The organism is Streptomyces sp. MMBL 11-1 (genome assembly GCF_028622875.1).
Taxonomy (GTDB): Bacteria; Actinomycetota; Actinomycetes; order Streptomycetales; family Streptomycetaceae; genus Streptomyces.
In genome coordinates this window covers 5,284,470-5,297,321 of record NZ_CP117709.1, presented here as the reverse complement: position 1 = coordinate 5,297,321, position 12,852 = coordinate 5,284,470, and the positions used below count along the sequence as shown (strand labels likewise).

Here is a 12,852-nt window from a genome sequence, read left to right as displayed (position 1 = left end):
CGAGTGTAGCTATTTCCGTGATCAATGCACCCTGTGCCATGGTGGAGCTCGTCCAACCCTCAGGAACTCCCCCAAAAGGGAATTCCAGACGTTGCAAGGAGAGCGCGTGCTCACTGTCGGTGACAAGTTCCCCGAGTTCGACCTGACTGCTTGTGTTTCGCTGGAGAGCGGCAAGGAGTTCGAGCAGATCAACCACAAGACCTACGAGGGCAAGTGGAAGATCGTCTTCGCGTGGCCGAAGGACTTCACCTTCGTGTGCCCCACCGAGATCGCCGCCTTCGGCAAGCTGAACGAGGAGTTCGCGGACCGCGACGCCCAGGTCCTCGGCTTCTCCGGTGACTCCGAGTTCGTGCACCACGCCTGGCGCAAGGACCACCCGGACCTGACCGACCTTCCCTTCCCGATGCTGGCCGACTCGAAGCACGAGCTCATGCGTGACCTCGGCATCGAGGGCGAGGACGGCTTCGCCCAGCGCGCCGTCTTCATCGTCGACCAGAACAACGAGATCCAGTTCACGATGGTGACCGCCGGTTCCGTGGGCCGTAACCCCAAGGAGGTCCTGCGGGTCCTCGACGCCCTGCAGACCGACGAGCTGTGCCCGTGCAACTGGACCAAGGGCGAGAACACCCTCGACCCGGTCGCGCTCCTCTCGGGCGAGTGAGCTGATACCGACATGGCTCTCGACGAACTGAAGTCCGCCATACCGGACTTCGCCAAGGACCTGAAGCTGAACCTCGGCTCGGTCATCGGCAACAGCGACCTCCCGCAGCAGCAGCTGTGGGGCACCGTGCTGGCCTGCGCGATCGCCTCGCGTTCGCCGAAGGTGCTGCGCGAGCTGGAGCCCGAGGCGAAGGCCAACCTCTCCGCCGAGGCGTACACCGCGGCGAAGTCGGCGGCAGCGATCATGGCGATGAACAACGTCTTCTACCGGACCCGGCACCTGCTGTCGGACCCGGAGTACGGCACGCTCCGCGCGGGCCTGCGGATGAACGTCATCGGCAACCCCGGCGTGGAGAAGGTCGACTTCGAGCTGTGGTCGCTCGCCGTCTCCGCGATCAACGGCTGCGGCCAGTGCCTGGACTCCCACGAGCAGGTGCTGCGCAAGGCCGGCGTGGACCGTGAGACCATTCAGGAAGCCGTCAAGGTCGCTTCGGTGATCCAGGCGGTCGGTGTGACCCTCGACGCCGAGGCCGTACTCGCCGAGTAGTGACACCGCACCACCCCTGATACGAGAAGAGCCCCGAGGACGACCGACCGTCCCCGGGGCTCTTCTTTTCGTGTCCCTACTCCTGCGGAGGCCTGTTCTCCCGCGCGGGTTCGCCCGGCGTGTCCTGCGGACCCGGGGGCGGGGGCGGGGGCGCGGCGGCGTGCGCCGGGCTCATCGCCAGGGCGGTGGCCCCGTGGTGACCTCCCCGCTCGCCGGGCTCCCCGTACGCGCGCAGATAGCCGACCACCGTGTTGGTCACGGCGACCAGCGGCACGGCGACCACCGCGCCGCCGATGCCCGCGACCAGCCCGCCGGTCGCCACCGCGAGGACCACCGCGAGCGGATGCACCCGCACGGCGCGGCCGAGGATGAACGGCTGCAGGATGTGCCCCTCGATCTGCTGCACCGCCAGGACCACCACCAGCGCCCACAGCGCGGTCCACACCCCCTCGGTGACCAGCGCGACGACCACCGCGAGCGCCCCGGAGACCACGGCGCCGACGAGCGGGATGAAGGCGAACAGGAAGATGAAGACGGCCAGCGGCACCGCGAGCGGCACATTGAGGATGTAGAGGCCGAAGCCGATGAAGATGGCGTCGATCAGGGCGACGAGCACCGTGCCGCGCACATACGCGGTCAGGGTGCGCCAGGCGCGCGGTCCGGCGCCGGCGACCCCGGGGCGGGCCCCGGCGGGCACCAGCTTGAGCGACCACTCCCAGATGCGCCTGCCGTCGTAGAGCAGGAACAGCGTGGAGAACATCGCCAGCAGCAGCCCGGTGAGGAACTCCACCATGACGGTGACGCCCTGGAGTCCGGCGGAGGTGATCTCCTCGGTGTTGGTGCTGATGGTGTCGCTGAGGTTCTTGGCGATGTCGTTGATCTGCGACTCGGTGACATGGAAGGGGCTGTCGAGCGCCCAGCGCTTCAACTCGTCGATGCCGTCGCGGACCCGGTCGGAGAGCGTGTCGAGGTTCTCCAGCACCTGCCACACCACGAACCAGCCGACCAGGCCGATGACGACGAACCCGAGCACGGCGGTCACGGCGGTGGCGAGCCCGTGGGGCAGCCCGAACCGCTTGAGGCGGACCACGGTCGGCTGGAGCATCGCGGTGACGAGCAGCGCCGCGGCGAAGGCCAGCACCACGAGCTGGACCGCGCTGATCACCCGCATCAGCACATAGAGCGTCCCCGCGAGGACGAGGAGGCGCCAGCCGGCCTCGGCGGCGACCCGCATCCCCCAGGGGATCGCCGCCACCGGATCCGGCTTGGCGGCGACCGAGGGGGCGTACGAGGGCGGCGCGGGCACCTGCCCGGCGTCGTCGGCCTCCGGGACGGCCGGCGCCCGTGCCCCGAGGGGGTCTTCGTCATCGGCGGCGGCGTGCGCCCGGCGCTCGTCCAGTCGCGCACCCAGTTCCGTCAGTTCGGCCCCGAAGCGGCCCAGCCAGCCCGGCAGTTTCGACATGCTTGCTTTCCTTCCCCCATCTTCGCCACCCAGCGCTCCTCAGCGTGTTCCCACGCTCCCCGGTGCCGCCAGGATGCGACCGTACACGCGCGAGGCCCCTCACCGTCTGGACGGTGAGGGGCCTCGCGAGGTTGAGAGGGCGGTCCGTGGACTTCGCCCGCTCTCCCTAATACCAGGAGTTGGCCTGCCAGAAGGACCAGGCGCCGCACGGGCCGCCGTAACGGCTGTCCATGTAGCTGAGGCCCCACTTGATCTGGGTGGCCGGGTTGGTCCGCCAGTCGGCGCCGGCGGACGACATCTTGTGACCCGGGTACGCCTGCACCAGGCCGTACGCACCGGAGGACGGGTTGGTCGCGCGGTAGTTCCAGGTCGACTCGTGGTTCACGATGTTGCTGAAGCACTGGAACTGGTCCGCGGGGACCATCTGACGGGCCATGGCCTTGACCTCGGCCACGCTGTAGGAGCCCTGCGCGGAGAACGAGGCGGCGTCGCGGACGGAAGAACGGCTGGCGCGCTCGGCCTCTTCCTTCTTCTTCTTTTCCGCCTCGCGCTCGGCCTTGACCCGGTCCTCGGCCGCCTGCTTCTTGGACTTGGCGTCCTTGGCGGCCTGCAGGCGGGCCGATTCCTCGGCGGACTTCTTCGCCGCGGCGTCGGCGGCGGATGCCTGGGCATCGGCCTGCTGCGTCAGCGAAGCGGTCTGTACCTGGGCCTGCTGGCCCGCGGGGATGTCTGCGAGCAGCGTGGTGTCGGCTGCGGCCGCCTCGAAGTTGTTGTCGTCGGCGGCAGGTGTGCCGCCCGCAGCAACGCCTACGACGGCGCCAACGGTGGTGACCGCGGTGGCGGATGCCACGGCGAACCCCCGGACCGAGATCCGGCTCACATGGTGTCCTTCCAGCATCGCCCGCTTAGGTGACCTCGCGGGCGCGTTCGTGCCCCTGGCACTGGCCTCCCTACTGCGTGGGTCACGGGAGGCGCGGGCCCGATGGACAACCCCGGTGAGGAGGCTGCCGCGTGGTACTCGCGGGCGGCATACGGGCGTCTCGTGTTGAGTTGTGTGGTGCGTGGCGCCTCTGGAGGTGCCCAAGTGCCGTATGCGGGGCCTGACGGAAGCAAGACTCTGCCGGACGGGAGCGCCAGGAGGCAATTCTGTCTTGCGTGGGAAAGGTCACACCACGTTCGGCCCTCCGGTTTCCCGGAAATGACGGCGCAGCACAATGCCGCCCGGCTATGCTCCTTGGCTCGCCGGGCGGCATCAAAGGGACATGCGCGTCAGATCTGGCCTTCCTCCAGCATTTCGGTCACCAGCGCGGCGATCTGCGAACGCTCCGACCGCGTGAGCGTGACGTGGGCGAACAGCGGATGGCCCTTCAGTTTTTCGACGACGGCGACGACTCCGTCGTACCGGCCGACCCGGAGGTTGTCCCGCTGGGCCACGTCATGGGTGAGCACGACACGCGAATTCGCCCCGATCCGGGACAACACGGTCAGCAGGACGTTCCGTTCGAGCGACTGCGCCTCGTCGACGATCACGAACGCGTCGTGCAGGGAGCGGCCGCGGATGTGGGTGAGCGGCAGGACCTCCAGCATCCCGCGCCCGAGCACCTCCTCGATGACCTCGCGCCCGGCGACCGCCGAGAGCGTGTCGAAGACCGCCTGCGCCCAGGGGCTCATCTTCTCGGCCTCGCTGCCGGGGAGATAGCCGAGCTCCTGCCCGCCCACCGCGTACAGCGGGCGGAAGACCATCACCTTCTTGTGCTGCCGGCGCTCCAGCACCGCTTCCAGGCCCGCGCAGAGGGCCAGCGCCGACTTGCCGGTGCCGGCCCGGCCGCCCAGCGACACGATGCCGACGTCGGCGTCCAGCAGGAGATCGAGGGCGATCCGCTGCTCGGCGCTGCGCCCGTGGATGCCGAAGGCCTCCCGGTCGCCCCGCACGAGCCGTACGTTGCCCTCGGCCGTCACCCGGCCGAGCGCCTTGCCGCGCTCGGACTGGAGGACCAGGCCGGTGTGCACGGGCAGTTCGGCGGCCTCGGGGACGTACAGCGTCTCCTCGCTGAACAGCAGGTCGATCTGTTCCCCGGCGAGGGACAGTTCGCTCATGCCGGTCCAGCCGGAGTCCGTGATGGCGAGCTCGGCGCGGTACTCCTCGGCGAGAAGGCCCACGGAGGACGCCTTGATGCGGAGCGGCAGGTCCTTGGAGACGACCGTGACGTCGTACCCCTCGGCCTGGAGGTTGCGTGCGACCGCGAGAATCCGTGAGTCGTTGTCCCCCAACCGGTAGCCGGCGGGCAGAACACCGGGATCGGAGTGGTTGAGCTCGACACGGAGCGTCCCGCCCAGATCCCCGAGCGGGATCGGGGCGTCCAGCCGACCGTACCGGACCCGGAAGTCGTCCAGCAGGCGCAGGGCCTGCCGGGCGAAGTATCCGAGCTCGGGGTGATGCCGTTTGGCCTCCAGTTCCGTGACCACCACGATCGGCAGCACGACTTCGTGCTCGTCGAAGCGGGCCATGGCACCGGGATCGGCCAGCAGGACGCTGGTGTCGAGAACGTATGTGCGCCGGTCGGACATGCGGCGCTTGCTGCTGGTCACCACGGAAGGACGTACCCCCTCGGACGAGGTCGGGGAGTGCGACGGACGGTCGCGGAGCTTCCCGAAGGGAGAGGACGGACCGGGATCGGGCCCCTGTGCGCGGGCCGGACCGCGGCCACCGCGTCGGCCGCAGACTGTCTACGGTCCTTCGTGTGCAAAGGGCCTCCCGGGCGAGCGGCCTTGGCACCGCTCACTTGGATGCGACATCCGCCTGGTTGATGACCGGACGTCGACCTGACAGGGGTATTCCCTTTTCCGCGCGAAGCCATGCCGCCGCATATGACACGGTGTGAAGAAGTCCCGGTGGACGCGCGGTGACCTTCTTACCTACGCGACGGCTCCCCTATATAGGGGAGCCGTCGGAGGACGCGATACAGGGGAGCCGTCGGGGGACGCGCGGGCGGGAGGCGTCTTCAGGGCGTCTCAGGCCCCGTAGCGGCGGTGGCGGGCGGCGTAGTCGCGCAGCGCCCGGAGGAAGTCGACCTTGCGGAAGGCCGGCCAGAAGACCTCGCAGAAGTAGTACTCCGAGTGGGCGCTCTGCCAGAGCATGAAGCCCGAGAGCCGCTGCTCGCCGCTCGTCCGGATCACCAGATCGGGGTCGGGCTGGCCCCGGGTGTAGAGGTGCTCGGAGATCAGGTCGGTGGAGACGACCTCGGCCAGCTCCTCGAAGGTCGTGCCCTTCTCCGAGTGCTCCAGGAGCAGGGAGCGCACCGCGTCCGCGATCTCCTGACGACCGCCGTAGCCGACCGCGACATTGACGATTATCCCGTCGATGTCGGACGTCGCCTCCTGGGCCTCCTTGAGCACCGACTGCGTCTCCGGCGGAAGCAGGTCGAGCGTGCCGACGTGGTGGACGCGCCAGCGCCCGTCCGCGGCGAGGTTGCGCACGGTGTTCTCGATGATGCCGAGCAGCGGCTTCAGCTCGTGCTCGGGCCGGTCGAAGTTGTCCGTGGACAGCATCCAGAGGGTGACGACCTCGACATCGGTCTCGTTGCACCAGCCGAGCAGCTCGGAGATCTTGTCCGCGCCGGCCTGGTGGCCCTGCACGGCCGATCCGCCGGACGCCTTGGCCCAGCGCCGGTTGCCGTCGAGGATGACCCCGATGTGCTTCGGCACCTGGTCGTGGTCCAGGCGGCCTCCCACCCGGCGCGCGTAGAGCCTGTACACCAGGTCGCGGAAGTTCACTGCGTTCACCCTCTCGGTTCCGTACGGGCCCGGGCCCGCCCTCCCCGTCGCCGGGGGGTCCGGGGGCCGTCCCCCGCGGGGGTTCGCCGCGCGGTCTGCGCCGCCCGCACGATCCCCCGGCGGTCCGCACCCCTACCACTGGCACGGCCGCGCGGGCCTTCGCCGCGCCGCACATCGGCATTCCCCGAAGCCGCCACATTACTGCGATCGGGTCACGGGGGCCCAACCCGGTCTGTCACAACTCCGTGATAAGGAATGAAACGTGACTGATTACCTCTCCCCCGACCTGCGCCACCGCGCCGCCGATTCGCGCTACGACTCCATGGAGTACCGCCGGACCGGGCGCAGCGGCCTCAAGCTCCCCGCCCTCTCGCTGGGCCTGTGGCACAACTTCGGCGACGACCGGTCGCTCGACTCCCAGCGGGCGATTCTGCGCCGCGCCTTCGATCTCGGGGTCACCCACTTCGACCTGGCCAACAACTACGGTCCGCCGCCCGGCTCGGCCGAGCTGAACTTCGGCAAGCTCTTCGCCCAGGACTTCGCCCCTTACCGGGACGAACTGGTCATTTCCACCAAGGCCGGCTATCTGATGCACCCCGGCCCGTACGGCGAGTGGGGTTCCCGGAAGTACCTGCTGTCCTCGCTCGACGCCTCCCTGAAGCGGATGGGCCTCGACTACGTCGACATCTTCTACTCGCACCGCTTCGACCCGCACACCCCGCTGGAGGAGACGATGGGCGCTCTGGCGTCCGCCGTACAGCAGGGCAAGGCGTTGTACGCGGGCGTCTCCTCGTACAACGCGGAGCAGACCGCCGAGGCGGCCGGCCTGCTCAGGGAGATGGGCGTGCCGGCCCTGATCCACCAGCCGTCCTACTCCATGATCAACCGCTGGATCGAGGACGACGGGCTGCTCGACACCCTGGAGGCGGCCGGGATGGGCTGCATCTCCTTCGTGCCGCTCGCCCAGGGTCTGCTCACGAACAAGTACCTGAAGGGCATCCCGGAGGGCTCGCGCGCCACCCAGGGCAAGTCCCTCGACCCGGGCCTGCTCTCCGACGAGGTGGTCCGCCGGCTGGGCGGCCTCAACGACATCGCGCGGGGCCGCGGCCAGTCGCTCGCCCAGCTCGCCATCGCGTGGGTGCTGCGCGACAGCCGGATGACCTCGGCGCTGATCGGCGCGTCGAGCGTGCGGCAGCTGGAGGAGAACGTGGCGGCCCTCGCGGGCCCGGCGCTGACCGCCGACGAGCTGAAGGAGATCGACGCCTTCGCCGTGGACACGGCGGGCACGAACATCTGGGCCGGCCGCGGCTGACGTCGGCCCGACGGGGCGCGCGCGCAAGGAGGAGGGGAGCGCCCGGGGCCGCACGGTGGGGCGGACGCCGGAGCGGACGGCGGGGCGGACGGCGGGGCGTACGTCGGCGCGTACGTCGGCGCATAAAAACGGGCCGGTCCGTGGGGGGGGGATACGGACCGGCCCGAGGGGGGGTTTCCACCATAACCCTTCGTAAGTGCTGCCGCGTGCCGCGCCACTCCACCATGACGCTCCGGATTCGCCGGACCGCGTTCCGGGCAGGGCGGGCGAACGCACGTCGGACGTCGTGAACCGGCCCCGGCACAGGCCCCGATTTCGACCTTGCTGTCAGGGGGGGCGCGATACGACGTCGGCTTGACGTCTCCGGGATCGGCAGCGCCGGAAACTGGTCCACAAGGGCTCCAGGTGTAGTGATCTCGAACGGCCGAGCAGTTCGCCGCGCCGGCGGTGGGGGCGGTGGTCGAGGAGGTCACGTTCGCGGACGGGGCCCGGGTGCGCGGGTCAGGGGTCCGGGTGCGCGGGTCAGGGGCGGGGGTCGAAGCGGATCGCCATCGTGTCTCCGGCGACCACCACGAAGTTCCCTTCCTCGCACCGGATGACGGCCTGGAGTACCTCCCCTCCGGCATCCCTCAGCTCCTGGGTGCCCACGACCGTCCACGCTCCCCCGTACGGCACCGGCGGGAGGAGGGCGGGCGGGGCGTGCTGCCACTGGCTCGCCGGTACGCACCACTCGGGCAGCCTCGGCCAGGCGCCCGGGGTGACGTGCAGCGTCCGGTCGGAGGCACAGGTCAGCAGGACGGACTGGTCGTCCGAGAGGACGAACTCGACGGCTTCAGGCTCGCCCGCCCGGCCCTCGGGCCGGTAGTAGACCCCGAGGACGGCGGTGATCCTGGCCCCCGTGAGCCAGTCGGCGTTGCCGTGCCGCGCGCGCCTGGCCGGCGCCACGCAGTCTCCCCTCTCCACGGTCATGACCGCTCCCCCTCCTTCGCTGTGCCCTTCGCTGTGCGTTCGTCCCGTCGAGTAGGACGGCCGCCCGCACGATCCCGTTGCCTCCGAGGTAACACTGAACTGGCGTACGGGACAGGCAGGTTGACCGGCGGACGGGCCACGGCCGCCGTCACCGGGGCTTGCGCGCCTCGACGAGGAACCGGGCGGTACGGGCGCGGAACGGGCCCTCCGCCTCGATCTGCCGGTGCAGTGCGGCGAGTTGGGGCCGATACCGCTCGACGGTGAATCCGGGGACCATCCAGATCACCTTGCGCAGGAAGTAGACCACCGCGCCGATGTCGTGGAACTCGGTGCGCAGGGTCTCGGAGCGCAGGTCCACCACGTCGAGTCCGGCCGCCGTCGCGGCGGCCCGCGCGTCCTCCGGGTGCCGGCCGCGCCGGACCTCGGGCGGCTGGGGGCCGAGGAAGTACTCGACGAGTTCGAAGACGCTGGCCGGGCCGACCTGCTGCGAGAAGTACGTGCCGCCGGGAGCGAGCACCCGCGCGATCTCCTCCCACCACGTGGTGACCGGATGGCGGCTGACCACGAGGTCGAAGGCGGCGTCCCCGAAGGGCAGCGGCGGTTCGTCCTCGTCGGCGACGACGACCGCTCCGAGCGGGTGCAGGAGGGCGGTGGCTCGGGCGATGTTGGGCGGCCAGGCCTCCGTGGCCACGGTGACCGGCGGGAGCTTCGGCGCGGCGGCGAGGACCTCGCCGCCCCCGGTCTGGAGGTCGAGAGCGGCGTGGGCCCGGCCGAGCCGGTCGGCCATCGCGCGTGCGTACCCCCAGGAGGGGCGCTCTTCGGTGGCCCGCCCCTCAAGCCACGAGAAGTCCCATCCGTCCACGGACACGGCGTCGGCCTCGGCGACGAGGGCCTCGAACCGGTCGCGGGAGGCCGGGGAGTCGAAGGGGAGGGAGGCGGGTGCGGATGGTTCGGACATACGGGAATCGTGTCAGGCGGGCCCGGAGCGCGCGAACGGATTCCGCGCCCGCGCGGGCGCGGGCGCGCACGGCCCTGGCGGGCGGGCCTGCGGGCGCACCTGCGGGCAGGTGCTCCCGTGACCGGGGCCGGGGGCGCACTCACCCGGCCAGGGCCCCGAGCAGCAGGCCGGTCAGCGCCCCGCCGATCATGAAGGGGCCGAACGGGATGCCGGTACGGCGCCCCGCCCGGCGCAGGAGCACCAGGGCGAGTCCGTACGCCGCCCCGTACAGGAATCCGGCGAACCCGCCCAGGAACAGCACGGTCCAGCCGTACCAGCCGAGGGCCACGCCCAGGGCGAGGGCGAGCTTGACATCGCCGAAGCCCATGCCGTCCGGGTTGATCAGGAAGAGCAGGAAGTAGAAGCCGCCGAGCGTCAGACCGCCCAGCAGGCCGGAGGTCCAGGATCCGGCGTGCCCGGGGAGCAGCGCGGCGCCGCCGAGCAGGAGGACGGCCGCGGCCGCCAGGGGCAGGGTCAGGGGGTCGGGCAGCCGGTGGACCCGCCGGTCGACGACGGCGAGGAGCACGGCGACGGGGGTCAGCGCCAGCCACCCGATCAGCTCGGGCCTGGCCCCGGTGGCGGCGGCGAGCGCGACACAGGCGATCACGGTGACCAGGGGGGCGAGGACGCCGGGGGCGTAGGCGGTCCGGCCGGGGGCGTAGGCGGACGGGCCAGGGATCGGTGTTCCGGTGCCGGGGACCGGTGTTCCGGTGCCGGGGACCGGTGTTCCGGTGCCGGGGACCGGTGTTCCGGTGCCGGGGATCGCTTCGGCTGGGGCCGCCCCAGGGTCGGCGCCCGGCCGCCCGGGGTCGGGGGCGGAGGCGGGGCCCGGGGCGGCCCCTGGTCCGGCCGCTGGTTCGGTGCCCGGTCGGCCGGCGGAAGTGTCGGGCATGGAGGCGGTGTTGTCCGGCGTGGAGGCGGCGTCGGGCGCGGGGGCGGTGTCCGGCGGGGGGCCGGTGTCCGGCTCGGGGCCGGTGTCCGGCTCGGGGAGCGTTCCCGGGGCGGCGGCGCAGGGCGCGCATCGGGCCGGGCCGAGCCAGCCGCGGACCGGGCCGGTGAGCGGGTGCCCGGCGGGGCATGCCGTACGCCAGGGCTCCTCGGGCTCGACGGCGAACCGGTAGGCGGCACGCGGGATCAGCAGTCCGGTGACGGCACCCCAGACCGCGGCGAGGGCGAGCAGCGCGGCGTCCACGGGACGACCCTAATGGGCCGCGCGAACAGGGGTCTTGGGCCCGGGGGCCCAAGCGCGGCCGTATCGGACCCGGGCGCGTCCGACGAGGGCTACGGTCGGTGCCCATGAGGACATGGCGCGATGGCGACGGGACGCTCACGGTCGACACGGTCTCCGGGGCCCGGGAGGTGCCGCTGCGAATAGCGGCCTCGTACCGGGCCCGCAGCAAGGGGCTGCTCGGGCGGGACGGGATCGAGGGGGCGATGATGCTCACCCCGTGCGGGAGCGTGCACACCTTCCGGATGCGGTTCCCCATCGATGTGGCGTACCTGGACCGGAAGTTCACGGTCCTTGCCGTCCGCACGATGAAGCCCGGACGCCTCGGGCTGCCCCGGCCGCGGGCCCGGCACGTGGTGGAGGCGGAGGCCGGGGCGATGGAGCGGTGGGGGGTGCGGCCGGGCGTAAGGGTGGAGCTGAGGGCGACGGCCCCCGCCTCCGGGGCACCGGGGGCCTCCGGGCCGTCAGGGCCGTCCGGGCCGTCAGGTCCTGGAGCCTGAGAACGCAGCGCGGCGCGGCACGGCACTGCGCGGCCCGGCACTGCGCGACGCCGCAGGACTGGGCTACGGCGGTCCCGGGCCCAGCAGGGTCCAGGCCCCGTACGCGGCGGACGCGCAGGCGAGGACGGCGAGGGCGGTGGCCGTCCGCCCGGTCGTACGCAGCCGCAGCAGGGCGACGGCGGGCGGGAGCAACAGCGGGAACGCGGGCATCATCAGGCGCGGCCGGGAGCCGAAGTACCCGGCGCCGATCAGCGAGATGACGACGATCGTGAGGGCGTAGACGAGAACCGGGAGCGGCTGCCGCTGCCGTACGCACAGCACGACCAGCCACCCCAGCAGCCCGAACGCCGCGCACAGGCCCAGGGCGGCGGGCCATGGGAGTCCGGCGATGAAGGCGGCGAGCGCGCGCCCGCCGTCGATGTTGTTGCCCCACTGCGCCTGGACGTCGAAGTAGGCGAACGGGCTGTTCTCGCGGACGGCCACGAACACCACGTACGCGAGCCAGCCCAGCGGCGCGAGTGCCACGCCCGCGATCATCCGGGCGTTGCGGCGCAGCAGCGGGCCGGCGCGGCGCTCGTCGCGGTACTCCCGTACGAGCGTGACGGCGGCGGTGATCGCCAGGGCCGCGATGAGCGCCGCCGCCGTGGGTCGGGTGAGCCCCGCCAGGACGCAGAGCGCGCCCGCCACGATCCAGCGGCCCTGGAGGACGGCGTACAGCGCCCAGGCGGCGAGCGCGGTGAAGAGGGTCTCGGTGTACGCCATCGACTGGACGAACGCCGTCGGGTACACCCCCCACAGGGCGGCCAGCACCACGCCCGTACGCCGTCCGCGCAGCTGGGCGCCGACGGCGTAGATGCCCCAGGCGGCCAGCAGTCCGGCCGTCCAGGCGACCAGGAGTCCGGCGCCGCCGAGGGTGAGCGGGGTCACCTCGGAGATACCGCGTTCCAGCGCCGGGAGCAGGGGGAAGAACGCCAGGTCGGAGTGGACCGAGCCGTCCGGGAGGGTGACGGTGTAGCGGTAGCCGTTCTCGGCGATGCGCTGGTACCAGACGGAGTCCCAGCGTCCGCTGAGCGGCCCCAGGGGGTCCTTCCCGGCGGCCGAGGCGGCTGCCCAGAAGGCCAGGAGCCCCAGGGCCCGGGCGCCGGCGTAGACCGCGAGCGCGGGCACGGCGGCCCGGAACGCGGCGGCCGCCCGGGACCCTGGGGTACGGAGGCCCGGGGCCGGGCCGGCGGGCGGCCTGGTGCGGAGCTGGTGGTCGGACATACGGCCGATTATGACCGTGACGGCGGAGGTCCCCCCGCACCGGGGGCCGGGGGCCAGGGGCCGTCCGGGCGTTCACGGAGGGCCGGCTCAGACGCCGAGGACCTCGTTCCCGTACACCTTCCACGGCGACATCCCACCCC

Annotated in this window: 12 protein-coding genes; 4 read left to right on the top strand and 8 right to left on the bottom strand. The window is 71.8% G+C overall.

The annotated features are described in order from the left end of the window. Positions 1-106: 106 nt before the first annotated feature. Together PSQ21_RS23800 and PSQ21_RS23795 are read left to right on the top strand one after the other, a co-directional pair. On the top strand, positions 107-661 hold the full coding sequence (locus tag PSQ21_RS23800) for a peroxiredoxin (protein WP_007452441.1): 555 nt from the start codon (positions 107-109) through the stop codon (positions 659-661). 12 nt (positions 662-673) lie between these two features. Continuing rightward, positions 674-1,207 carry an alkyl hydroperoxide reductase gene (locus tag PSQ21_RS23795; RefSeq protein WP_003966620.1) on the top strand — a complete coding sequence of 178 codons (534 nt, stop codon included), beginning with the start codon at positions 674-676 and terminating at the stop codon, positions 1,205-1,207. A 76-nt stretch (positions 1,208-1,283) separates the two neighbouring features. On the opposite strand, the gene PSQ21_RS23790 is transcribed toward PSQ21_RS23795, so the two are convergent. The 4 genes from PSQ21_RS23790 to PSQ21_RS23775 form a co-directional block, all read right to left on the bottom strand. After that, on the bottom strand, positions 1,284-2,669 hold the full coding sequence (locus PSQ21_RS23790; protein WP_274032809.1) for an AI-2E family transporter: 1,386 nt from the start codon (positions 2,667-2,669) through the stop codon (positions 1,284-1,286). A 166-nt stretch (positions 2,670-2,835) separates the two neighbouring features. Beyond that, positions 2,836-3,549 carry a transglycosylase SLT domain-containing protein gene (locus PSQ21_RS23785; protein ID WP_274032808.1) on the bottom strand — a complete coding sequence of 238 codons (714 nt, stop codon included), beginning with the start codon at positions 3,547-3,549 and terminating at the stop codon, positions 2,836-2,838. Positions 3,550-3,938: 389 nt separating this feature from the next. Beyond that, positions 3,939-5,261 carry a PhoH family protein gene (locus PSQ21_RS23780; protein WP_274032807.1) on the bottom strand — a complete coding sequence of 441 codons (1,323 nt, stop codon included), beginning with the start codon at positions 5,259-5,261 and terminating at the stop codon, positions 3,939-3,941. 420 nt (positions 5,262-5,681) lie between these two features. Next, on the bottom strand, positions 5,682-6,443 hold the full coding sequence (locus PSQ21_RS23775; protein ID WP_007452446.1) for an isoprenyl transferase: 762 nt from the start codon (positions 6,441-6,443) through the stop codon (positions 5,682-5,684). Positions 6,444-6,705: 262 nt separating this feature from the next. Between PSQ21_RS23775 and mgrA the strand changes: the two genes are divergently transcribed. Beyond that, positions 6,706-7,755 (top strand): L-glyceraldehyde 3-phosphate reductase, encoded by a 1,050-nt coding sequence (gene mgrA / locus PSQ21_RS23770; RefSeq protein ID WP_274032805.1) that lies wholly within the window; start codon positions 6,706-6,708, stop codon positions 7,753-7,755. Positions 7,756-8,277: 522 nt separating this feature from the next. On the opposite strand, the gene PSQ21_RS23765 is transcribed toward mgrA, so the two are convergent. The 3 genes from PSQ21_RS23765 to PSQ21_RS23755 all read right to left on the bottom strand — a co-directional run bounded on the left by PSQ21_RS23765 (position 8,278) and on the right by PSQ21_RS23755 (position 10,913). Continuing rightward, a complete protein-coding gene (locus PSQ21_RS23765) occupies positions 8,278-8,724 on the bottom strand; it encodes a hypothetical protein (protein WP_274032803.1) in 447 nt (148 codons plus the stop codon). 148 nt (positions 8,725-8,872) lie between these two features. Continuing rightward, the gene (locus PSQ21_RS23760; RefSeq protein WP_274032802.1) at positions 8,873-9,682 is read right to left on the bottom strand and encodes a class I SAM-dependent methyltransferase; all 810 of its coding nucleotides are present in this window, start codon (positions 9,680-9,682) and stop codon (positions 8,873-8,875) included. Between the two features lie 139 nt (positions 9,683-9,821). After that, complete coding sequence (locus PSQ21_RS23755) at positions 9,822-10,913, bottom strand: prepilin peptidase (RefSeq protein ID WP_274032801.1); 1,092 nt, start codon at positions 10,911-10,913, stop codon at positions 9,822-9,824. 104 nt (positions 10,914-11,017) lie between these two features. On the opposite strand from PSQ21_RS23755, the gene PSQ21_RS23750 reads away from it, so the two are divergent. Then, positions 11,018-11,449: a DUF192 domain-containing protein gene (locus PSQ21_RS23750; protein ID WP_274032799.1), complete on the top strand. Its 432-nt coding sequence runs from the start codon at positions 11,018-11,020 to the stop codon at positions 11,447-11,449. 63 nt (positions 11,450-11,512) lie between these two features. Here the strand turns inward: PSQ21_RS23750 and PSQ21_RS23745 are convergent, their stop codons facing one another. Further along, complete coding sequence (locus tag PSQ21_RS23745) at positions 11,513-12,712, bottom strand: glycosyltransferase family 39 protein (protein ID WP_274032798.1); 1,200 nt, start codon at positions 12,710-12,712, stop codon at positions 11,513-11,515. Positions 12,713-12,852: the final 140 nt, after the last annotated feature.